Origin of the sequence: Providencia sp. PROV003, assembly GCF_045040775.1 — a bacterium.
GTDB lineage: Bacteria > Pseudomonadota > Gammaproteobacteria > Enterobacterales > Enterobacteriaceae > Providencia > Providencia huashanensis.
The window spans coordinates 3,471,386-3,494,160 of sequence record NZ_CP096369.1 but is presented as its reverse complement, the minus strand read 5'-3'; the positions used below and the strand labels follow the sequence as shown (position 1 = coordinate 3,494,160).

The following is a 22,775-nucleotide window of genomic DNA, read 5'->3' as shown; positions in this document are numbered from 1 at the left end:
TGAGCGTATATGTCTGATAAAAAAACACCCCTTTCTTTGCTTGATTTAGCACCAATTATTCAAGGTTCCACAGCCAAGGAGGCTTTCGCTCATTCCCTTGATATCGCAAAATTAGCGGAAAAATTGGGTTATCACCGTTATTGGTTGGCAGAGCACCATAATATGACAGGGATAGCTAGTGCTGCGACTTCAGTGTTAATTGGCTACCTTGCCGCGAATACTCACACTTTGAGACTTGGTTCTGGGGGCGTCATGTTACCGAACCATTCACCATTGGTGATAGCCGAGCAATTTGGCACACTTAATACGTTGTATCCTGAGCGAATTGATTTAGGTATTGGGCGAGCTCCTGGAAGTGACCAAAGGACAATGCAAGCATTACGTCGTCATATGAATACGGATATTGATAATTTCCCGCAAGATGTAGCACAAATCGTGAGTTGGTTTGATGCAACTAACCCAGAGCCTGCGGTACGCCCGGTTCCTGGGTATGGTGAGAAAATCCCCGTATGGCTACTTGGCTCAAGCTTATACAGTGCGAGGTTAGCGGCTCAAATGGGGTTACCATTTGCGTTTGCTTCACATTTTGCACCGGACTTGCTGCTGCAAGCACTTGAGGTTTATCGTGCTAACTTTAAGCCATCATCACGGTTGTCAAAACCTTATGCCATGGTCTGCATTAATATTATTGCGGCAGACACCCAGCGCGAGGCCGAGTTTTTATTTACGTCGATGCAACAAGCTTTCGTTATGTTACGCCGAGGTCAGCCATCGCAGCTTCCCGCCCCTGTTGAAAGTATGGAAAACATTTGGTCGCCAGCAGAGGAATTTGGTGTGCAACAAGCATTGGGGATGTCATTAGTGGGGGATAAAACTAAGGTGGGTTACGGTTTACAAACCATTTTACGCCAAACTCAAGCCGATGAAATCATGGTAAATGGTCAAATTTTCGATCATCAAGCACGTTTATATTCCTTCGAGTTAGCTATGCAAGTCATGAATGAAATTGTTTAAATTAGCTTCATAGCATTTGTTTGCAAGAGCGCGGGCAATCAACTTTTATTCATAACCAGAAAAGATAACCCAGAGAACTCTGGGTCATTGACGGTTAGCAAGCGATTTGCGGGTGGTGAGGCTCTAAAGGCGGTAAACCATGCGCTGCTCGCGCTCTGTCACAGGCTTCATTATATATTCCATCCTGCCAAGATTGCTCAAATTCACGACACGGCGTAGGCCTTTGAGCATAAATGGAACAAGATACACATTTGCCTATTGTGCCTTCTAGGGCGGTACAACGGGTGTTTTGTTTTTGGTTAGTACCCTGCATACAGCTCATAAACGGCGTAATCTGCTCAGTTAAATGTTGGGGAACAACACCGCCGCCGCTTTCGGCTTCAGCCCAATAAAATGAGACACGAAAATAGGCGCAACAAGCACCGCAGCTTATACAGGGGTTATCTGAAGGATCAGTTTTTAGTATATGGACATTAGTCATATTAAAAACCACAAATAAATGTTGATAGAATTCCCATAGAAAATGGGATGACGCAACACAAGCAGGAAGCCCAAGAAAACGTTGCTCAGATTTTATTATCTAATGTTATGTTAGTTGATGGCAATAATTTTCAGTATAAAAGCCCGTGTTTTATTATTAAATGCAGGGTTAATGTGATTAATCATAAATTTACAGCAATAAAAAACCTGCTAATAAGCAGGTTTTTGTATCGATGAGTGTTTAAAAACTAGACATGTTTTAATTCGCCATCATCGTCTTGGTTAAATACGGTTTTATCCGTTTCTCCCATAAGTTGGCTCGTCACCGTACCGGCGGTCATTGAACCACTGACGTTTAATGCGGTACGACCCATATCAATTAATGGTTCAACAGAGATTAATAGTGCGACTAAAGTGACGGGTAGCCCCATTGCTGGCAACACAATTAATGCTGCGAATGTTGCGCCACCACCGACACCAGCAACCCCCGCTGAACTGATTGTGACAATACCAACTAACGTTGCGATCCAGAGGGGATCAAATGGGTTAATCCCCATTGTTGGTGCCACCATGACGGCTAACATAGCAGGGTAAATACCGGCACAACCATTTTGACCAATGGTTGCCCCAAAAGAGGCAGAGAAACTGGCAATAGATTCAGGAATACCGAAACGACGAGTTTGTGTTTCAATATTTAATGGAATACTTGCTGCGCTCGAACGGCTCGTAAATGCAAATGTTAATACAGGGCCTGCCTTCTTAAAGAATTTAATTGGGTTTAAGCCGGTAGAGGTAACCAATATACCGTGTACAACAAACATGATGGCTAGTGCCACATAGGATGCGACAACGAAAGTACCCAAGTTAATAATGTCGTGAAGATTCGAACTCGCAACCACTTTAATCATTAGCGCCATAACACCATAAGGGGTTAAACGCATCACTAAGCGAACTAACTTCATCGCCCATGCTTGTAATACATCAATTGCTGCTAATGCTTTTTCACCGCGCTCTTTGTCATCTTTAAACAGTTGTAAAGCGGCTACCCCTAAAAAGGCAGCAAAGATAACGACACTGATTATCGATGTTGGATTAGCACCGGTTAAATCTGCGAATGGGTTTTTAGGGATAAAGGATAAGATTAACTGAGGTACAGTTAAGTCAGAGACTTTACCAATGTAGTTACTTTCAATAGCGGATAGGCGGGCTGTTTCTGGCTGGCCTTGGACTAGGCCTTCAGCAGTCAAACCAAATACGTTAGCAATTAAAATACCAACTAATGCGGCAATAGCCGTGGTAAACAACAATGTACCAATGGTTAAAAAACTAATTTTACCCAGTGATGACGCTTTATGTAGCCTTGCTACTGCGCTTAAAATTGAAGCAAACACTAATGGCATAATTACCATTTGTAATAGCTGAACATAACCATTACCAACAATATTAAACCATAGAATGGAGTCTTTTACCGTTTGATGACCACTGCCATAAACTAGGTGCAGTATAACGCCATAGGCGACACCAAAAACCAGACCTACTAACACTTTTTTAGATAGGCTCCAGCCTTTAGCTCCCAGTTTTGCCAACAGTATTAGCAGTGCTACAAAGCCGAGCACATTAATAATTAGAGGAATATTCATTCCGAACTCCAAATCATATTTTTATAAGGTATGTTACTTGCCCTTTAATCCTTAATGGTTATAAGGATTTAGTTGCTTCAAACAACTGGTTATATGTTATCAATAGAAAAAGCACATTTCTTATATCAAATAGTAATAAGATAGTATTATTCATACTTACAGTATATGACAAAACTTTAATTTAGATAGCAAAGTGAGTATCTAACTGATAATGAATGTATTTTATCACATTCTCAATTTGGCTATAAAAATCCAGTTGGTATCCAATAGGCAAAAAACAGGCACAAACCGTCAAAATAACAGCAATAAAACGCTCTGTTCGTTTGCTATTTTTCCCTCGAATGATGGGAAAACAAAAACGTTGAGGTAATGGCCATAAAAACGGTACACCAGATGGTGTAAGCATATCGGCGATTAGGTGGCTGAGGTAACCTAATAAAAAGGCTTGAATAAGGTCATTTGGCACTTGCCATTCTACTGGCATCCATTGATAACAAGCTGCCATTACTAGTAACCATGCAACTAAGCTATGAGTAAAACCCCGGTGACCGCAGAGTTTAGAAATTGGTAATGAAAAAATGCGTAGCAACCTGCCGGGAAGAGATGAAGGGTGGTCAATATCGGGCAATAACGCGCCTAATAATGCACCCGGAACCATGTGTAGCCAATCACCTTGAGCAAGCTCAGGGGTGAGTTGAAGTTTATGGGCCATTATTAAAGAGGCGACGGAAAAAAGCAGATGCCCTTCAGCAGTCATGGTGGATAAAATACCATCTGTTTATCTATACAGTTAATTGGCAGTATAAAGTGTTTGAAAAGAATATGATAGAGGCAGAAAGGTAAAAAAACTCTTATTTATTAGCAAATAAGGAAAGGATTTTATATTTTTAAGCAAATCCCCTACCTAAGTAGGCAGGGGTGAGTGATAATTAATCAACATACTGATTCTTAACGTAAATGCTCAGCCTTTAACTCATTCAAAGAGGTGAGTTTGATATCGGCTAAGCCAAAGCGAGGGTCATTAAAATGCTGGCTATCAGGCACAACAATAGAGCGCATTCTTGCAGCCTTCGCAGAAATCATACCGTTAAAAGAGTCTTCCAATGAAACACAATTAATTGGTTTAGTTGATAATTCAGAGGCTGCTTTAAGGTAAACTTCTGGGTGTGGTTTACTCATCGGTAAATCCGCTGCGGAAACGACGGCAGAAAAGTAGTCACGAATATCCAGTAAGTTTAACACTTTTTCTAACATGTACAGGGGGGAAGCTGAAGCGAGGGCTATTTTTAGATCCATCGAGCGGCAAAGTTCCATCGCATGTTGTACGCCTGGCAAAATGGGGCGAGTTTCTTCAACTAAGCCAACAACTCGGTCAATAATTCGTTGTTTGGCTTCTTCTTGGCTACATCCTTGCCAAGGGGAAGCGTGGTACCAAAGTTCAACCACATGGTCAATACGTAAACCCAGTGTATCAGGCAGGGTATCTGCAATTGAAACGTCGACACCAAGTTGTGAAAAAACTTCAAGTTCAGCCTGTGCCCAGAAAGGTTCCGAGTCGATCAATAAACCATCCATATCAAAAATAACCGATTGGATGGGAAGGTTATGGTACATATCAAAACTCCATTCAGGTCGTATTAATTAACGAGCCAACTATAGTACCAGCAAAGGGCTAATATTCGTATTAATTGACATCAGTATTATCAGCTTTATGGCAAGATAATTAGGCATTCTGCGCGATAAATCGCCTTGAACCCAGGATGTTAGTATGTTGAACATTCTGAAAGTCGAATTATTACTATCAATAATGAATTGAAATTTGGAGGCATTTCATTATTTCAGCTATTATTAGCCATGAAAGTTTATCAAGAATAATAACTCTGAGGAAAAGCAGTAATGAATTACCACAATGCCAATTATGTCGCGATCGGCAAACGTATTTTTGGGTGGGTTGTTTTTCTGGTAGCATTAATTTCGACGTTAGCGTCTTTAATTAAACTTGCTGGCATGAAAGGGCTTGCAGGTGAAGGCATTAATGCGGTTGCCAATGACTTTATTAAATTAATGGCTGAAATGGTACGTCAAACGACACCGTTTTTAAATTTCTTTTGGAATAACTCACCAGTGCCTCAAGTCGCGAATGGCTTTTCAGGTAGCAATATTGGTTTTATCATTATTTTTATCTTTATTTTTGTTGGGCTAGCGCTTAGTGCTTCAGGTTTACGTATGTACCGGCAAATTAAATTTATCCGCGAAAGCTTAGAAGACCACGTGATTATAGAAAAAGCGAAGGGGTTAGAAATTTCCAAAGAAGAACTCGAAGCAAAAGTGACTATTCCACGGCACACTATTTTTACACAATTTTTTATTCTTTATTTTTGGCCTATTGTTTTAGGAATTGCCTTGTATTTTCTATTACGTTTCTTGAACTGGTGATTTTCAAATTTTACGTTATGAGAGTGTTAGCTGTGTTTAGCGACTCGGGGCACATACTTAGGTATGCTCCCCGAGATATCAGTATTTACCGCTAATTCATAACGCAACTTATTTGGCTGGTTGATACTTTGTGATTAGAGTTGCTAAAAAGTTATTTTTCGTTGAGTAGGTTATCTACAATAGTACGTGCTAATTGATAACTTTGTTCATTACCAAAAATATGGGCTTGATTGATTAAATAATACAACTGGTAAATGGGTTGCCTATCTAAAAAACCATTTGGAAGTGGCCAAACGCTTTGGTAGCCATCAATAATTTGTATTGGTAATTCTTTATATAGTGGGAGCATAGCAATATCACATTCTCTATCTCCCCAATAACATGCTGGGTCATAAAGTACGCCATCAATTTGATGGGTGATAGAGCAGTTAGCAGGCCATAAATCGCCGTGTAAAAGAGAGGGTTGGGGTTGGTGACCTGCTAGCTTGTGTTTAACAATATCGACAATTTGCTGAATATCGGCAAAAACCATCCCTTTTTCTGAGGCAAGTTGTAATTGTAAGCCAATCCGCTTTTCTGCAAAGAATGAATTCCAGCGCTTTTCCCAACCATTGGGCTGAACCACAGTGCTTAGCATGGTATCAAAATCAAACCCATAGCTGGGTTGCTCTTCCCATTGATGTAACCTTGCTAATTGTTGACCAAAGTGCCAAGCGTTGGTGCTATCAAAGGGTTTAAGAGGAAAATATTCGAGAAGAAGAAAGCTGTGGTGTTTGTTACTACCTACACCATAAACCTTTGGTACAGTTATGGTTTGGCTTTTAGCGAGCATTTCAAGTTGTTCGGCTTCTTGCTTGAACAAAGGTAAAAATTCACGCCGATTTTGCTTAATGAACACGGTATGGTCGCCGTAGTCAATTCGTAGCGTATGGTGAATATCACCACCAGAGAGAATGACTTTGTTACGTAGCTCTGCCTCACCTAAGTGTTCACTTAATAAACGACACATTGCTTGCCACATGACTCACCTCGCCTCTGCTTTGGTATTCATTAATACAATACTATAGTGATAATTTAGGAATTAACAGTGATAATTGTTTAAAAATAAGAGGGTATCACGAAAAAACTGAATAATTATCAGGTATAAAACCTAAATCTAGGTTATTGCAGAGGCGGTTCGGTTTACTTGTTTTTTATTAATTAACCCCGAGGTCTGCTGGAGAAAATAATTAACCATTTTAATAGTGTTGTTAGTTAATAATTTTATCAATAAAAGAGGAGGGATATCAGTATGCCAAAGTGTTTGTATGTTATCTTTATTCAGAAAGGAAAAAGCTGAACTTATCATACAGCGGTTCAGCTTTTATTTTTTCTCTCAATGCATTATGCGGTATGCATACTTTGAGGGTTAGTTTGGTTTCTTTTTCGAGCTAACACTAATTTGCTATATAACAGAGCAATTACAAAATAAACTGCTTGAGTAACTACAATTGTTGGCCCAGTGGTAGCGTTGATATGGAAGCTTAGAATAGTTCCTATCACACTTGATGTTACCGAAGCGATAATCGCGACAACGAGCATTTTCCCGAAGCTCCGACACAGAACAAACGCAATAATTCCCGGTGAGATCAGCATGGCAATAACCAGAATGATCCCAACAGCTTGCAGTGAAGCGACAATGGTTAATGCAAGTAAAGACAGTAAACCATAATGAATCAGCTTGACGGGTAGGCCAATCACACGGGCTTGGTTTGGATCAAAGCAATAAAGCATAAAGTCTTTACGCTTCAGTAAAATAATTGCGATGGTGATTCCGGCAAACAGTAAAATCTGTTTAAACTCACTATTGGTTATCCCTAAAATATCACCAAAAAGAATATGTGTGAGGTGCTGCTCAGTATCGATTTTGGCAAACATAACCAAACCAATGGCAAACATACCTGAGAAAACGATCCCCATAACCGTATCTTCTTTTATTCGGCTATTTTCTTTTAAATAACCTGTTGCAACAGCACAGAATAAACCCGAAGCAAATGCCCCAATAGCGAGTGGGATACCTAATACTGAAGCGATAATAATACCCGGCAAAACAGCATGGGAAATAGCATCCCCCATTAGTGACCAGCCCTTTAACACCAAAAAACACGAGAGAATAGCACAGACGGTCCCAGTGACTATTGCGGTAACGAGTGCTTTTTGCATAAATGGAAATGCAAACGGAGCCATCAATACGTCAATAAAATCACTCATGAGATGCTCCTTGTTGGTGTGATTGGTGGAGCTGGGCGACTTCTTTCCTTGCCTTACGGCGTGAAGCAAAAATACCGTGTTTAGGTGCAAAGAAGAATGCCAGCAGGAAAATAATGGTTTGTAATGTGACGATAAGACCACCAGTAGCACCATTAAGGAAATAGCTGATATAAGCACCAACTGCGCTCGTGACTGTGCCAATGGTAACTGAAATTATAAGTAAGCGCTTAAACTGATCAGTTAATAAATATGCGGTTGCTCCTGGGGTAACTACCATGGCAATAACTAATATAGCGCCAACAGTTTGTAATGCTGCGACCGTACAAGCACTTAATAACGTGAAGAAAATAATTTTCAGACGTAACGGGTTTAACCCAATAGAACGAGCATGGCTTTCATCGAAAAAGACGGCTAATAAATCTTTCCATAGACATAGTAAAACGATGAATGAAACACCGATAATAATTTCTACTTGTAAGACATCAGCATCAGCAATGCCTAAAATATTACCGAAAATAATACTTTGCACATTTACTGAAGTCGGGTTTAAAGAAACAATCAATAAACCTGCAGCGAAAAATGTGGAAAAAATAAAGCCTATGACAGCATCTTCACGTAACCGCGTTAAATGTTTTATTAATGTCATGGCAAGTGCCGCAAGGATACCAGTAAAGAAAGCCCCCGCAGCATAAGGTAAACCTAACGCATAAGCACCAGCCACGCCTGGAACAACGGAGTGGGAAAGTGCGTCTCCCATTAATGACCAGCCCTTTAACATCAAATATGCAGATAAAAAAGCACAGACTGCACCGACAATGGCGCTTACCCAAATGGCTTTTACCATAAAGTCATATTGAAAGGGCTGTAATAACATTTCAATCATTCGGAACCCTTAGTTTGATTTTTTCGAACTGGCGCATCATGGTCATGACCATAGAAGACAGCAGCTCTTTCATCATCGGTAATAACAGTAACAGAACGCGGGTCATCGTCGTCATGAAGTTCTTGACCTGACAAGTTGATATGGCGCAAGACCCCACCAAAGGCTTGTTGTAAATTTCGTTGTGTAAATGTGGTTTCGGTCGGACCACTCGCCAATACAGTGCGATTAATTAAAATCACATGATCACAAAATTCAGGAACACTCCCTAAATTATGGGTTGAAACTAAAATCAGGTGCCCTTCATCCCGCAAACTGCGTAATAGGTCGATAATGGCATTTTCTGTTTTAACATCAACACCGGTAAACGGTTCATCAAGTAATAGAACTTTACCTTCTTGTGCGAGAGCCCGAGCGAGAAAAACCCGTTTCTTTTGACCACCGGAGAGTTCGCCTATCTGACGATGCTCAAGCCCTGTAAGGTCAACTCTATCTAGCGCCATTTTTACGGCATCTTTATCTGCTTGTTTGGGAATACGGAAAAAACCCATTTTTCCGTAACGCCCCATCATCACAACATCTGAAACTAAAACGGGAAAATTCCAGTCAACTTCTTCTGTTTGTGGAACATAAGCAATGACGTTTTCTTTTAAGGCAGCTTTGATGGGTTGTTCGTTTAACATTACACTGCCAGAAGATGGGGTGACTAGCCCCATAATCGTTTTAAACAGCGTCGATTTACCACTCCCATTTACGCCAACGAGAGCACAAATAGAGCCACCTGAGATATTGAAGCTTGCGTCATAGATAGCTGTATGGCCATTGTTATAGGTTACAGTTGCATCATCGACGATAAGATTCGGGTGTTCGAATTGATTAGAGTGATTCATATTACTGTGAAAATCCTTTCGCTATCGTGTCTACAGTCGTATTTAACAGGTCAATATAAGTGGGTACAGGACCATCAGCAGTGGATAATGAGTCTACATATAATACACCGCCATATTTTGCCCCTGTTTCTTTACTGACCTGACGAGCTGGCTTATCAGAAATAGTACTTTCGCTAAATACGACAGGGATCTTATATTTGCGTACAGTATCAATGACTTTTTTAACTTGCTGTGGAGAACCTTGCTCTTCAGCATTAATCGGCCACAAATAAACCTCTTTAAAGCCATAATCTTTAGTTAAATAGCTAAATGCCCCTTCACTTGACACCAACCAACGTTCGTTTTCTGGGATACGGTTTAAACGTTCGCGAAGCGGAGCGTCAAGTGCTGCAATTTGCGCCGCATATTTTTTGGCATTTGCATTATATATTTCAGCATTTTCAGGATCATATTTCACTAAGGCTTCACGGATATTTTCTATATATATTTTAGCGTTAGCGGGTGACATCCATGCATGAGGGTTCGGGTTATCTTTATATTCACCCTCACGGATTGGCATGGGTTCAATCCCTTCGGTTACCACGACAGCAGGGACATTTTTGAAGTTTTCAAAGAAACGTTGGAACCAAACTTCTAAATTCATACCATTCCATAGGATTAAATCCGCATCGTAGGCTTTCATTATGTCTTTAGGGGTTGGCTGATATCCGTGAATTTCAGCACCCGGTTTGGTTATTGACTCGACAATTGCGGCATCACCAGCTACATTTTGTGCTATGTCTTGAATAATTGTAAAAGTAGTAACAACTTTAAACTTTTTCGCAAAGGCGGGTTGGCTAGCAAATATAATTGCTGTTAGCACAAATAAGGTTGTTATTAGAGGTGCAGATAAACGAGATAAATTCTTCTTCATAAAAATTGACCCTGACATTATTGGTTTAGCGTTTTCTAGCATATAGTTGTTAAGGTTTATAACAATTACATTTTATAACCCAACTGATAATGATAATCAATATCGTTTGAGTAAATAAACACAAATATTGTGGAATAACATACATACCCATTATGAAATGCTGGTTTTTATTGTTATTTTGTATGACTAAAACACGTCCTGAAGTAAAAGTTAAGTAAAAATAATTTTATTTTTCCTAGGATTAGTTATTCTTCCATCGGCTTAAGTAGCAGAGGATTATAATAGTGAAGAAAATGATTAGCGGGGCTATTCTGTTACTGCTACTTGCTGGTTGTTCTAGTGAACCAGATAGACCAGTGGCGAAGCAACGAATGTTGGATAACCCTAACACCTTGCCAGCGACGACACAAAATGGTGTATTCCCTCGCACTCCTTTTGATGAATTTATTCGGGACTCAGCAGCCCGCTACAGTATTGATGAAACTTTAATTAGGGCCATCATTGAGGTAGAGTCGAATTTCAGGCCGGAAGTTGTAAGCAAATCAAATGCGATTGGTTTGATGCAAATTAAAGCATCAACTGCGGGGAGAGACGCTTATCGTTATCAAGGAAAGTCCGGTGAACCTAGTTCTAGCGATTTAAAAGACCCTCGAAAAAATATTGATATAGGCACTGCATATATTCGAATTTTGAGGGAGCAGCAGCTTGCAGGTATTAGCCACCCGCAAACGTTATATTACGCAACAGTTGTGGCTTATGTGAATGGCGCAGGGGCACTATTAAGAACGTTTGATAATGATAAAAGTAGGGCAATAGCTATGATTAATAGTTTATCACCTGAAGAGTTTTATCAACACGTTCAAACTAAGCATCCCGCACCACAAGCTCCGCGCTATTTGTGGAAAGTTAAAAATGCATACAATGCATTAGCGATGTCTTACTGATATTCCTTCAATAAGTGTGGGAGTTGCGCGACAATCTCAACAATACCGTTGATAACAAATTGCACTCCCATACAGATTAATAAGAAACCCATTACACGGGCTATTGCATCAATACCGCTATTTCCTAACCATCGCATAATTGATGTCGCACCTCTCAAACCAATCCACACGATTAGACTCGCAATTAAAAAGGTGAGTATTGGCGCTACTTTTAATACCCAAGGAGCAAAGCTGACATTCCCTTGCAATGAGGCCGTTGAGCTGATGATCATCGCAATAGTACCTGGCCCCGCAGTACTTGGCATTGCTAATGGAACAAAGGCAATACTGGGTGACTCTTGGCGTTTTTTAGGGACATTAGGGTCATCAAGGGCCGCTGCTGTTTGGTCTTCTCCTGAATCATTACTGGGAAATAACATACCAAAACCAATAAATGCAACAATTAACCCACCTGCAATACGAAGCCCAGGTATTGATATACCAAATGTATTCATCACTAATTGGCCTGCATAAAAGGCTATAGTCATAATTGCGAATACATAAATAGAAGCGAGTAACGATTGGTGATCACGTTGCTCTTTGGTCATATTTGCGGAAATACTGAGCATGACCGCAATCGCTGTTAAAGGGTTAGCGAGTGGAAGCAATAAAACAAGGCCAATACCAACAGCTTGAAATAGCTCGAGGAAATTTGTCATAGTGATTAAATACAAGCTCCCAGTTTAGATAGATGAGTACCCTTATCTTAGATGATAACAAAATTTGTTATAGATCTGTACCTTAGCATATCTACCTAGATTAATGTTTTAATATTAAAACAAAATACGATTAAGAATTTATGTAAACTACAAATGAGTACTGGGACGAAAAAGTTGTTCACATTAACTGTGGATAACCCTCAGTTTCCTTTGTGAATAACTCAATTAACTTTATCAATAACATAGACATATGTGGATGAGCTAAAAGTATTCAATTATAATAGGCAAAAAAAACCTTTTTATGGGGGTCATAAAAAGGTTAAGGGCATCTATTAACAGGTTGTCTTAATGTTGATGTGTTATAGATTGTAACGGTTACAATGTTATTTACTGGTAGTTTATGTAAATTCATTAAAAGAAATCGTTTAGCGTTCATATAGGATGAAAAATAGTATGTTAGTTGGAATTAACCATTTAACCATTGCAGTGACTGATGTTGAGAAAAGCATCTTCTTTTATCAATCATTACTTGGTATGAAGCTACATGCAAGTTGGAAAAATGGAGCGTATATCTCCTGTGGGGATTTATGGTTATGTTTATCTTTAGATAAAACACGCTTATCTTTTTCACATACCGAAACAGATTACACTCATTATGCTTTTACAGTTAGTGAGGCAGATTTTCCTATCTGTGTTGCCAAACTAAAACAGGCTAATGTCATTGTTTGGAAAGAAAATAAGAGTGAGGGGAAATCATTTTATTTTCTTGACCCTGATGGGCACAAATTAGAACTGCATGTGGGTGGCTTATTGCAGCGTTTAAAAAGCTGCCAAGAAGCCCCTTATGAGGGTATGAAATTTTATTAAATAAGCCTGAGAATTTCTTTACAAATGATTTTTAATTTTAAAAATAGCTTTACGTAGAGTGATATATCCTATTTTTAATGAATTATTAAAGAAATAGGAATAGGTATGAAAAAACTCATAGCGACATTCGCAGGGGCGTCAATGTTGTTGGTTTTGGCTACCGCAATGATTTTGATTGTTTTCCCTCAGCAGTGGAAACAAAATATTTATCCAACTATATCTCAACTATTGCCAACATCGCTTAGTACAATTTTACCTAAAAGTTTAGTGAGCAATAATGTCTGTGATAGCTTAGAGGATAATCTGCAAAACTTTGCAAGCTACCTTAAAGTTAACCAAGACATTGTAGATATTAAGGGTATGAATAGCTTAGATGAGCAACTGACGAATATCCAAGCAAGGATTGATGCAATGCCGTCAGATGTTCGTGACCTTGTATGCCAGCAGGAGTATAGCAAATTAGAAGGGTTAAAAAGTGTATTCTCTTTAGGGCCTAATAATTAATTTTTTGGGTTAGTTATTTTGCTTGGTAATATCCCATACAAAGCCTTTCTATTGTTTTATAATATGCTGATTACCTTATTTTTGAGTTTAAGGCAGCATGATGAAAATTCTAAAATTTCCATTGTTGAATTGGCTAATTGTGAATGGCGTTGCAGTTTATTTTCTTTTTAAACAAGGTGCGTTAGATTGGTATTTTTCTGGCTGGCTGGGGGTTTTAGGGATTTTAGTTGCTCTAGAAAGTGTCAGTTGGGTGGCAACAAGTTTATTTTATTTTTATAAACATAAAACATCGCCTAATCCGAGTGTGCGGGCAACGCACCTCATCACAAATGGCCCATATCGATTATCCCGCAACCCCATGTATCTGGCTTTTACTTCCATGAGTTTGGCACTGGCTCTATTAACACATTCCCCATATTTCTTAGTTTCTGGCTTAGTATTCTGGCTAGTAACCGATTTATATACAATTCCGCAAGAAGAAAACTTTTTAGCTAAATCCTTTAAAGCAGAATGGGATAGTTATCACAAACAAACGAGGCGTTGGTTATAAAATCATATTAATGAGACTTATTCTCATCTATGATTGAGTCTATTTTTCTATAACGCACAGGCTAAGGTAATTAATGAATTATCAAGTTGCTCCATTTTGGATTAATTCAGGTAAGTTAGCGTGTTTGATTGTTATTAGCTTGTTCCTTGCATTTTTTTCTGTAAGTACTTTTATCGCATATTTACTGGTTATTGGTGTGGGATGGGCAGTATTGGTATCGTTCAAAATACATGCAATGAAAGAAAAGGGAGTAATACTAAAAAACAGTGATACATCAGATTGGATGGTTTATATCCAAGGTATTCCAGTTGAAGAGAAAAGGCAGACATTAGCTAACCCCTGTTTTGCAACATTACAGCACGCCCAGTCATTTTTCAGCAATGCATTTATGATTAGGGTTTTAATTCAAGTTATATTTTGTAGCTATATTCTTTGGCAAATATGGGGATTAGATAATATCAATGTACAAATACTTACCTTGATTGGAGTGGTATATCTTGGGTATACGTTATGGGTATCAATTCAGCGATATATTACTCTTAAACAAGGTAACTTAATCATTGAAGAATTAACGGCGCCTAGTGGATCTCTTTGGTATAGGGTGTATTTCAAAGAAAAAGAAAAACTATTTCCTGCTTTGGATGGATTATTCGCCATTTAATCGGGAAGGTATTGATTTTTCTTATGAAGAAGAACAATAAACGGCTTTGCGCTATCGCCATAAATTATGTCTGTGTTATCATTGATAGTTGAGTTACTCGCGATGTATCAATTTATGTTATCTTAATTTAACTAGAATTGTGTACATATCTCGCATAGTGAAGTGAGAAATCGTTAGTAACGTATTGATTTATAATTTTGGAATAATCAAGCAAGTGATCTGGCGTGTGGGTCACCACTGCTGATAAGGATTTTTTAATGCCTGTTATTACTCTTCCTGATGGAAGTCAGCGTCAGTTTGACCATCCTGTTTCTGTGATGGACGTGGCTCGCGATATTGGCGCGGGTCTAGCAAAAGCGTGTATCGCCGGTCGCATTAATGGCGAACGTGTTGATGCGTGTGAAATGATTGAACATGATGCTAATGTGTCAATTATTACGAGTAAAGATGACGACGGACTCGAAATTATTCGTCACTCTTGTGCTCACTTGTTAGGTCATGCCATCAAGCAATTATGGCCAAACACCAAAATGGCAATCGGTCCAACTATCGACAACGGTTTTTATTATGATGTCGATTTAGACCATACGCTGACGCAGGAAGATTTGGAAAAGCTAGAGAAGCGTATGCTTGAGCTTGCCAAAACAGATTATGATGTGGTGAAAAAACGTGTTTCTTGGAGCGAAGCTCGTGAGACATTTGTTGCCCGCGGCGAAGACTATAAAGTTGAAATCTTGGATCAAAATATTAGCCAAGATGATCGCCCTGGTTTATATCACCATGAAGAATATGTTGATATGTGTCGTGGTCCACATGTACCTAATATGCGTTTTTGTCACCACTTCAAATTGCAAAAAGTGGCTGGCGCGTATTGGCGTGGTAACAGCGACAATAAAATGTTGCAGCGTATCTACGGTACCGCATGGGCTGATAAGAAACAATTGGCAGCCTATTTATTGCGTTTAGAAGAAGCCGCTAAGCGTGACCACCGTAAAATCGGTAAACAATTAGATTTATATCATATGCAAGAAGAAGCGCCAGGTATGGCGTTCTGGCATAATGATGGTTGGACAATTTTCCGTGAACTGGAAACTTTTGTACGTACGAAACTGAAAGCTTATAACTATCAAGAAGTTAAAGGTCCATTCATGATGGATCGCGTACTGTGGGAAAAAACAGGTCACTGGGATAACTATAAAGATGCAATGTTCACGACTTCATCAGAAAACCGTGAGTATTGTGTAAAACCAATGAACTGCCCTGGTCACGTACAAATCTTTAACCAAGGTTTGAAATCTTATCGTGACTTACCATTACGTATGGCAGAATTTGGTAGCTGTCATCGTAATGAGCCATCAGGTGCTTTACATGGTTTGATGCGTGTGCGTGGCTTTACTCAAGATGATGCACATATCTTCTGTACAGAAGAACAAATTTTAAGTGAAGTAACCAGCTGTATTGAAATGATTTATGATGTTTACGCAACTTTTGGTTTTGAAAAGATTGTTGTGAAACTATCAACTCGCCCTGAAAAACGTATCGGTACTGACGAGATGTGGGACAGAGCGGAAGAAGACTTAGCTAACGCTCTGAAATCAAAAGGTATTGAATTCGAATACCAACCAGGCGAAGGCGCATTCTATGGTCCTAAAATTGAATTTACACTGTATGACTGCCTTGACCGTGCATGGCAATGCGGTACCGTCCAGTTAGACTTCTTCTTGCCGGGCCGTTTAACCGCTTCCTATGTAGGCGAAAATAACGAACGTATCGTTCCTGTTATGATCCACCGTGCTGTATTGGGTTCACTTGAGCGCTTTATTGGTATTTTAACAGAAGAATACGCAGGCTTTTTCCCAACATGGTTAGCACCACAACAAGTGGTTGTAATGAACATAACGGATAGCCAAGCTGATTATGTTCAAGAATTAGTTAGCAAGCTGCAAAGTGTTGGCATTCGCGCGAAAGCAGATTTACGTAATGAGAAAATTGGCTTTAAAATCCGCGAACACACGCTGCGTCGAGTCCCTTACATGCTAGTATGTGGTGATAAAGAAGTTGAATCAGGCAAAGTTGCTGTACGTACCCGTCGTGGTAAAGATTTAGGTAGCCTTGATGTCAACGAATTCATGACTAAACTGCTTGAAGAGATCCGCAGTCGTCAACTCAATCAGATGGAGGAATAAGGTATTAAAGGCGGAAAAAAACTCCCAACAGCACGTCCTAATCGTATTAACGAAGAGATCCGTGCTACAGAAATCCGTGTCACAGGTCTAGACGGTGAGCAACTCGGTGTTATGAGTGTGCGTGAAGCACTCTTTAAGGCTGAAGAAGCAGGTGTCGACTTAGTCGAAATCAGCCCAAATGCTGAGCCACCCGTTTGTCGTATTATGGACTACGGTAAGTATCTTTATGAGAAGAGTAAGTCTCAGAAAGAACAGAAAAAGAAACAAAAAGTTGTTCAAGTGAAGGAAATTAAATTCCGTCCAGGAACAGACGAAGGCGACTACCAAGTTAAATTACGTAGTTTAATTCGCTTTTTGGAAGAAGGTGACAAGGCTAAAGTCACACTACGTTTTCGTGGTCGTGAAATGGCTCACCAACAGATTGGTCTGGAAGTGCTTAATCGCATCAAAGCTGATCTGGATGAACTGGCGTCAGTGGAATCATTTCCTTCAAGAATTGAAGGGCGCCAGATGATCATGGTATTGGCACCAAAGAAAAAATAATTAAGCCAGTATTGGTATAGCTAAGCAGTGCTCGTTATGGGCACTGCTTATCTTGTATTGTCAGTAATGTGAGAAAATGTCGTGCTTATTCAGTAATAAGCTAAATTAATAACTAATTAAAATAGACTGACTGATAGAAATAAATACGGTAAAACTAAATTTTTAAATAAGTTAACGTGATTTATTTCAAGATTTACTTGAGTAATCGGGCAATAAGCATTAAAATCCGCGGTCGAATCGCTTTGTCAGTTTTTAAATCATAAGCAGACAAGCCAAAGAATCTTGTACGCAGATGTTGTATTAAGCAATAATAGTTCTGCGTATTGCTTTAGAGAGTATGCAAATCTCTTTATCCAGTTGGAGGAATGAAGTATTAAAGGCGGAAAAAGAATCCCAACAACACGTCCAAATCGTATTAACGATGAAATCCGTGTTCCTGAAGTCCGTTTAACAGGTTTAGACGGTGAACAGTTAGGCATTATGAGCGCACGCGAAGCGCTTGAAAAAGCTGAAGAAGCAGGTGTAGATCTTGTGGAAATCAGCCCAAATGCTGAACCGCCAGTTTGTCGTATCATGGATTACGGCAAATTCCTTTATGAGAAGAGCAAATCTCAAAAAGAACAGAAAAAGAAACAAAAAGTTGTTCAGGTGAAGGAAATTAAATTCCGCCCTGGTACAGATGAAGGTGATTATCAGGTCAAACTACGCAACCTGGTTCGCTTTCTAGAAGATGGTGACAAAGCTAAAGTTACGCTGCGTTTTCGTGGTCGTGAAATGGCTCACCAACAGATTGGTCTGGAAGTGCTTAATCGCATCAAAGCTGATCTGGAAGAACTGGCGTCAGTGGAGTCATTCCCTTCAAGAATTGAAGGACGTCAGATGATTATGGTGTTGGCACCGAAGAAGAAATAATTAGGCCTTGCAAGTAATAGCGAAAGTTATTCGCCTAATTAATTCGTAGTTTATCACAATGCGAAGTTGGAAATAAAAGAAATGCCAAAGATTAAAACTGTACGTGGCGCAGCAAAGCGCTTTAAAAAAACTGCAGGCGGTGGCTTTAAGCGCAAGCATGCAAACCTTCGTCATATCCTGACTAAAAAGTCAACTAAGCGTAAACGCCATTTACGTCCGAAAGGAATGGTATCTAAGGGCGATCTGGGTCTGGTAGTAGCCTGCCTGCCTTACGCATAAGTAAACAATTTAGTTAATTAAGATAAAAGACGATAGGAGATAGCTATGGCTCGCGCAAAACGTGGTGTAATCGCCCGTGCACGTCACAAAAAAATTCTGAAGCAGGCGAAAGGTTACTATGGTGCACGTTCACGTGTTTACCGCGTAGCGTTTCAGGCGGTAATCAAAGCTGGTCAATACGCTTACCGTGACCGCCGTCAACGTAAACGTCAGTTCCGTCAACTGTGGATCGCGCGTATTAACGCAGCGGCTCGTCAGAACGGTCTGTCTTATAGCCGTTTCATCAATGGCTTGAAAAAAGCTTCGATTGAAATCGACCGTAAGATCTTAGCAGACATCGCAGTTTTCGATAAAGCAGCATTCACTGCTTTAGTTGAAAAAGCAAAAAGCGCTTTAGCTTAATTGTTTGCTTGAAGAGAGGAAGGTAACTTCCTCTTTTCATTTATAACTATTTGTGTTAATACTTTAATAGCCCATTTTTTTGAGAAATCATTGCATGTGTTTTGTTATTTTTCGTTTCTTTTTTTACTTTAGCACCTGATTCTCGGGGGCTTTTGCGCGTAAAGATAGAAAGAATAAACGAAAAGTTACGCTAAAGCCTCCTTAGGGAGGCTTTTTTGTTTCTGGTTTAGGATTAAATACAGTAAAATCAGTTAACTACCCCGCCATCTTAAATGGAATGTGGGTTTAATAATTTAGTGAATAACTAGCAAAAAGACCGAGTGGTCATAAAGGGGAAACAATGCCACATCTCGCTGAGTTGGTTGCACAGGCAAAAGCAGCCATTGAACAGGCCCAAGATGTTGCTACGTTGGAGTCAGTGCGTGTTGAATTTTTAGGCAAAAGCGGCCACTTCACACTACAGATGAAAACGTTGCGTGATCTGCCTGCCGATGAACGTCCAGCAGCAGGGGCCGTAATAAATGAAGCCAAAGTACAGGTTCAAGATGCACTAAACGCCCGTAAAGATGCCATGCAAGCTGAGATCCTCAATGCGCGTCTCGCTTCAGAAAAAGTGGATGTATCATTACCTGGACGTCGTATGGAAAACGGTGGACTACATCCAGTGACCCGCACGATCCAGCGAATTGAAGAATTTTTTGGTGAATTAGGTTTCTCTGTTGAGACTGGCCCTGAAATTGAAGATGACTATCATAACTTTGATGCGCTAAACATTCCTGCTCACCACCCAGCACGTGCAGATCATGATACTTTTTGGTTTGATGCTAAGCGTTTGTTACGTACCCAAACCTCTGGGGTACAAATTCGTACTATGAATGGTCAACAACCTCCAATTCGTATCATTGCACCAGGTCGTGTATATCGTAACGACTATGACCAAACACATACTCCAATGTTCCACCAAACAGAAGGTCTGATTGTTGATAAAGACATCAGCTTTACTAATTTAAAAGGCACATTGCATGACTTCCTGAATAACTTTTTTGAAGAAGAAGTACAGGTACGTTTTCGCCCATCATATTTCCCATTCACAGAACCTTCAGCTGAAGTTGATGTCATGGGGAAAAATGGTAAATGGCTAGAAGTGTTAGGTTGTGGCATGGTACACCCGAATGTACTTCGCAATGTTGGGATTGACCCAGAGGTCTACTCAGGTTTTGCATTTGGTATGGGAATGGAACGCTTAACAATGTTGCGTTATGGCGTTTCTGACCTACGTGCATTCTTCGAAAATGATCTTCGTTTCCTCAAACAGTTTAAATAAGGCGGGTTTATCTCATGAAATTCAGTGAACTATGGTTACGCGAATGGGTGAACCCGGCGATCAATAGTGACGCACTATCAGACCAAATCACTATGGCTGGTCTTGAAGTTGATGGGGTTGAAGCTGTTGCTGGTCAATTTCACGGTGTTGTTGTTGGTGAAGTGGTTGAATGTGGTCAACATCCCAATGCAGACAAATTACGTGTTACCAAAGTGAATGTTGGTGGCGATCGCTTATTAGATATTGTCTGTGGTGCTCCAAATTGTCGTCAAGGGTTGAAAGTTGCAGTTGCAACGGTAGGCGCAGAACTGCCGGGTGATTTCAAAATCAAAGCGGCAAAATTACGCGGTGAGCCATCAGAAGGCATGCTGTGTTCTTATTCGGAACTGGGTATTTCTGATGACCATAGCGGGATTATAGAATTACCGTTAGACGCCGTTGTTGGAACCGACATCCGCGAATATTTAAAACTTAATGATAACGCAATTGAAATCAGCATTACGCCAAACCGGGCAGATTGCTTAAGTATTCTTGGTGTGGCTCGTGATGTTGCTGTTATTAATAAATTAGCGCTAACTGAGCCTGCTATCAATGTGGCCCCTGTTACGACTAAAGACACATTTCCTATCCGTGTTGAAGCTCCTAAGGCCTGTCCGCGCTTTTTAGGCCGTGTAATCAAAAATATCGATGTGTCTGCACCGACACCGATGTGGATGAAAGAAAAGCTGCGTCGTGGTGGTGTGCGTTCTATCGATGCTGTTGTTGATATTACCAACTATGTATTACTAGAACTAGGGCAACCTCAGCATGCGTATGACTTAGACCGTTTAGATGGCGCTATTGTTGTACGTATGGCAAAAGAAGAGGAAAAACTGGTTCTTCTTGATGGTAGTGAAGCTACATTGAAACCAGATACACTTGTTATTGCTGATGAATCTAAAGCATTGGGAATTGCGGGTATTTTTGGTGGTGAACATTCAGGTGTTAATGCTGAGACGAAAAATATCCTGCTAGAGTGTGCATTTTTCGACCCTCTATCAATCACAGGTCGCGCACGTAATTACGGCTTGCATACTGATGCCTCTCACCGCTTTGAGCGTGGTGTTGATCCACAACTACAATTTAAAGCTATTGAACGTGCGACAGCGTTAATCGTTGAAATTTGTGGTGGTGAAGTCGGCGAAATTATTGATGCTACGAGTGAGCAACACTTACCAAAAGCAGCCAATATTAAGCTGACGCGCAATAAATTAGACCGTTTGATTGGCCATGTTATTGAAGATGAATTAGTTACCGACATTTTAACGCGTTTAGGTTGCCAAGTCGTGGTTTCAGCAGGGTGTTGGGATGTAGTGGCACCAAGCTGGCGTTTCGATATGCAAATCGAAGAGGACTTAGTGGAAGAGGTCGCACGTGTTTATGGCTACAACAATATTCCTGATGTGCCGTTACGCGCCGATCTGGTTATGACTAATCATAAAGAAGCTAACTTACCATTAAAACGTCTTAAAGCGATGTTGGTTGACCGTGGATATCAAGAAGCGATTACGTATAGCTTTGTGGACCCGAAAGTTCAGGCATTATTGCACCCACAACAAGATGCATTAATGTTGCCGAATCCAATTTCTGCGGATATGTCGGCGATGCGTTTGTCTCTATGGACTGGTTTATTGACAACGGTTGTCTATAATCAAAATCGTCAACAAAATAGAATTCGTTTATTTGAAACAGGTCTACGCTTTATTCCTGATAATCAAGCAGAATATGGAATTCGCCAAGAACCTATGTTGGCGGGGGTCATTACAGGTAACAGATTTGAAGAACATTGGTCATTAGATAAACAAGTTGTTGACTTCTTTGACTTAAAAGGTGATCTTGAAGCTGTTTTTGAATTGACTGGGAAACTAAATCAAATTACATTTAAATCTGAGGCACATCCTGCATTGCATCCAGGTCAAAGTGCTGGGATTTATCTGGAAAATGAACACATTGGCTTTATTGGTGTGGTTCATCCAGAATTAGAACGTAAACTCGATTTAAATGGTCGTACGGTGGTGTTTGAGGTTCGTAGTGATGCGATAGCACAACGTGTCATCCCTGAAGCTAAGGCGATTTCACGCTATCCGTCGAACCGCCGTGACATCGCTGTGGTCGTGCCAGAACATGTAGCTGCTGCAGAAGTTTTAGCAGAGTGTAAAAAAGTTGGCATAAATCATATAGTTGGCATAAACTTATTTGATGTGTATTGTGGTGAGGGAATAGCAGAGGGTTATAAGAGCCTAGCTATCAGTCTTATCTTCCAAGATACTCAACGTACGATGGAAGAAGAAGAGATTACCGCGACCGTTGATCTGTGTGTTGCTGCGTTAAAACAGCGATTCCAAGCCTCCTTGAGGGACTAA

General features: G+C 40.1%; 24 protein-coding genes and 1 other annotated feature. Of the genes, 14 read left to right on the top strand and 10 right to left on the bottom strand.

What is annotated here, in order from left to right; translation table 11 throughout:
• Window positions 1-9: 9 nt before the first annotated feature.
• A complete protein-coding gene (locus M1F14_RS16065) occupies window positions 10-1,014 on the top strand; it encodes an LLM class flavin-dependent oxidoreductase (protein WP_042844093.1) in 1,005 nt (334 codons plus the stop codon).
• A gap of 94 nt (window positions 1,015-1,108) precedes the next feature.
• On the opposite strand, the gene M1F14_RS16060 is transcribed toward M1F14_RS16065, so the two are convergent.
• From M1F14_RS16060 to hxpB, 4 genes are all read right to left on the bottom strand, one after another.
• Window positions 1,109-1,495: a YkgJ family cysteine cluster protein gene (locus tag M1F14_RS16060; RefSeq protein ID WP_042844092.1), complete on the bottom strand. Its 387-nt coding sequence runs from the start codon at window positions 1,493-1,495 to the stop codon at window positions 1,109-1,111.
• A 247-nt stretch (window positions 1,496-1,742) separates the two neighbouring features.
• Window positions 1,743-3,134, bottom strand: a complete 1,392-nt coding sequence (locus M1F14_RS16055; protein ID WP_181469230.1) for an L-cystine transporter — start codon at window positions 3,132-3,134, stop codon at window positions 1,743-1,745.
• Window positions 3,135-3,315: 181 nt separating this feature from the next.
• Entirely contained in the window at window positions 3,316-3,891 is a 576-nt protein-coding gene (locus M1F14_RS16050) for a metal-dependent hydrolase (protein ID WP_042844089.1), read from the bottom strand.
• Between the two features lie 191 nt (window positions 3,892-4,082).
• Window positions 4,083-4,748: a hexitol phosphatase HxpB gene (gene hxpB / locus M1F14_RS16045; protein WP_042844088.1), complete on the bottom strand. Its 666-nt coding sequence runs from the start codon at window positions 4,746-4,748 to the stop codon at window positions 4,083-4,085.
• Between the two features lie 282 nt (window positions 4,749-5,030).
• On the opposite strand from hxpB, the gene M1F14_RS16040 reads away from it, so the two are divergent.
• Window positions 5,031-5,570: a YniB family protein gene (locus M1F14_RS16040; RefSeq protein ID WP_042844087.1), complete on the top strand. Its 540-nt coding sequence runs from the start codon at window positions 5,031-5,033 to the stop codon at window positions 5,568-5,570.
• A 151-nt stretch (window positions 5,571-5,721) separates the two neighbouring features.
• Here M1F14_RS16040 and M1F14_RS16035 read toward each other — a convergent pair whose 3' ends face one another.
• The 5 genes from M1F14_RS16035 to M1F14_RS16015 form a co-directional block, all read right to left on the bottom strand.
• Window positions 5,722-6,591, bottom strand: coding sequence for a fructosamine kinase family protein (locus M1F14_RS16035; protein ID WP_042844086.1), 870 nt, complete (start codon window positions 6,589-6,591; stop codon window positions 5,722-5,724).
• A gap of 362 nt (window positions 6,592-6,953) precedes the next feature.
• On the bottom strand, window positions 6,954-7,820 hold the full coding sequence (locus M1F14_RS16030) for a metal ABC transporter permease (RefSeq protein WP_042844084.1): 867 nt from the start codon (window positions 7,818-7,820) through the stop codon (window positions 6,954-6,956).
• Complete coding sequence (locus M1F14_RS16025; RefSeq protein WP_042844083.1) at window positions 7,813-8,703, bottom strand: metal ABC transporter permease; 891 nt, start codon at window positions 8,701-8,703, stop codon at window positions 7,813-7,815. The genes M1F14_RS16030 and M1F14_RS16025 overlap by 8 nt, the downstream gene beginning before the upstream one ends.
• The gene (locus tag M1F14_RS16020) at window positions 8,700-9,590 is read right to left on the bottom strand and encodes a manganese/iron ABC transporter ATP-binding protein (protein WP_042844082.1); all 891 of its coding nucleotides are present in this window, start codon (window positions 9,588-9,590) and stop codon (window positions 8,700-8,702) included. The genes M1F14_RS16025 and M1F14_RS16020 overlap by 4 nt, the downstream gene beginning before the upstream one ends.
• A 1-nt stretch (window position 9,591) precedes the next feature.
• Window positions 9,592-10,503, bottom strand: a complete 912-nt coding sequence (locus tag M1F14_RS16015; protein WP_042844081.1) for a metal ABC transporter substrate-binding protein — start codon at window positions 10,501-10,503, stop codon at window positions 9,592-9,594.
• Window positions 10,504-10,787: 284 nt separating this feature from the next.
• On the opposite strand from M1F14_RS16015, the gene M1F14_RS16010 reads away from it, so the two are divergent.
• Entirely contained in the window at window positions 10,788-11,447 is a 660-nt protein-coding gene (locus tag M1F14_RS16010) for a transglycosylase SLT domain-containing protein (protein WP_042844080.1), read from the top strand.
• On the opposite strand, the gene M1F14_RS16005 is transcribed toward M1F14_RS16010, so the two are convergent.
• On the bottom strand, window positions 11,441-12,145 hold the full coding sequence (locus M1F14_RS16005) for a MarC family NAAT transporter (protein ID WP_181469231.1): 705 nt from the start codon (window positions 12,143-12,145) through the stop codon (window positions 11,441-11,443). The genes M1F14_RS16010 and M1F14_RS16005 overlap by 7 nt on opposite strands.
• Window positions 12,146-12,598: 453 nt before the next feature.
• Here M1F14_RS16005 and fos point away from each other — a divergent pair, with 453 nt between their 5' ends.
• The 11 genes from fos to pheT all read left to right on the top strand — a co-directional run bounded on the left by fos (window position 12,599) and on the right by pheT (window position 22,775).
• Entirely contained in the window at window positions 12,599-13,012 is a 414-nt protein-coding gene (gene fos / locus M1F14_RS16000; protein ID WP_042844077.1) for a fosfomycin resistance glutathione transferase, read from the top strand.
• Between the two features lie 105 nt (window positions 13,013-13,117).
• Entirely contained in the window at window positions 13,118-13,516 is a 399-nt protein-coding gene (locus M1F14_RS15995; protein WP_042844076.1) for a hypothetical protein, read from the top strand.
• A gap of 100 nt (window positions 13,517-13,616) precedes the next feature.
• On the top strand, window positions 13,617-14,066 hold the full coding sequence (locus M1F14_RS15990; RefSeq protein ID WP_181469331.1) for an isoprenylcysteine carboxylmethyltransferase family protein: 450 nt from the start codon (window positions 13,617-13,619) through the stop codon (window positions 14,064-14,066).
• A gap of 73 nt (window positions 14,067-14,139) precedes the next feature.
• Window positions 14,140-14,727 carry a hypothetical protein gene (locus M1F14_RS15985; RefSeq protein ID WP_048606987.1) on the top strand — a complete coding sequence of 196 codons (588 nt, stop codon included), beginning with the start codon at window positions 14,140-14,142 and terminating at the stop codon, window positions 14,725-14,727.
• A 257-nt stretch (window positions 14,728-14,984) separates the two neighbouring features.
• Window positions 14,985-16,913: a threonine--tRNA ligase gene (gene thrS, locus M1F14_RS15980; RefSeq protein ID WP_042844073.1), complete on the top strand. Its 1,929-nt coding sequence runs from the start codon at window positions 14,985-14,987 to the stop codon at window positions 16,911-16,913.
• 3 nt (window positions 16,914-16,916) lie between these two features.
• Window positions 16,917-17,456 carry a translation initiation factor IF-3 gene (gene infC, locus M1F14_RS15975; RefSeq protein ID WP_071548018.1) on the top strand — a complete coding sequence of 180 codons (540 nt, stop codon included), beginning with the start codon at window positions 16,917-16,919 and terminating at the stop codon, window positions 17,454-17,456.
• Window positions 17,457-17,828: 372 nt separating this feature from the next.
• Window positions 17,829-18,368 (top strand): translation initiation factor IF-3, encoded by a 540-nt coding sequence (infC, locus tag M1F14_RS15970; RefSeq protein WP_071548019.1) that lies wholly within the window; start codon window positions 17,829-17,831, stop codon window positions 18,366-18,368.
• 81 nt (window positions 18,369-18,449) lie between these two features.
• Complete coding sequence (rpmI, locus tag M1F14_RS15965) at window positions 18,450-18,647, top strand: 50S ribosomal protein L35 (RefSeq protein WP_004263702.1); 198 nt, start codon at window positions 18,450-18,452, stop codon at window positions 18,645-18,647.
• A 45-nt stretch (window positions 18,648-18,692) separates the two neighbouring features.
• A complete protein-coding gene (rplT, locus tag M1F14_RS15960) occupies window positions 18,693-19,049 on the top strand; it encodes a 50S ribosomal protein L20 (RefSeq protein WP_042844069.1) in 357 nt (118 codons plus the stop codon).
• Window positions 19,050-19,137: 88 nt separating this feature from the next.
• Window positions 19,138-19,269, top strand: a sequence feature (Phe leader region).
• A gap of 120 nt (window positions 19,270-19,389) precedes the next feature.
• Window positions 19,390-20,373 (top strand): phenylalanine--tRNA ligase subunit alpha, encoded by a 984-nt coding sequence (pheS, locus tag M1F14_RS15955; RefSeq protein WP_048606990.1) that lies wholly within the window; start codon window positions 19,390-19,392, stop codon window positions 20,371-20,373.
• Between the two features lie 14 nt (window positions 20,374-20,387).
• Window positions 20,388-22,775, top strand: a complete 2,388-nt coding sequence (gene pheT, locus M1F14_RS15950) for a phenylalanine--tRNA ligase subunit beta (protein ID WP_129465830.1) — start codon at window positions 20,388-20,390, stop codon at window positions 22,773-22,775.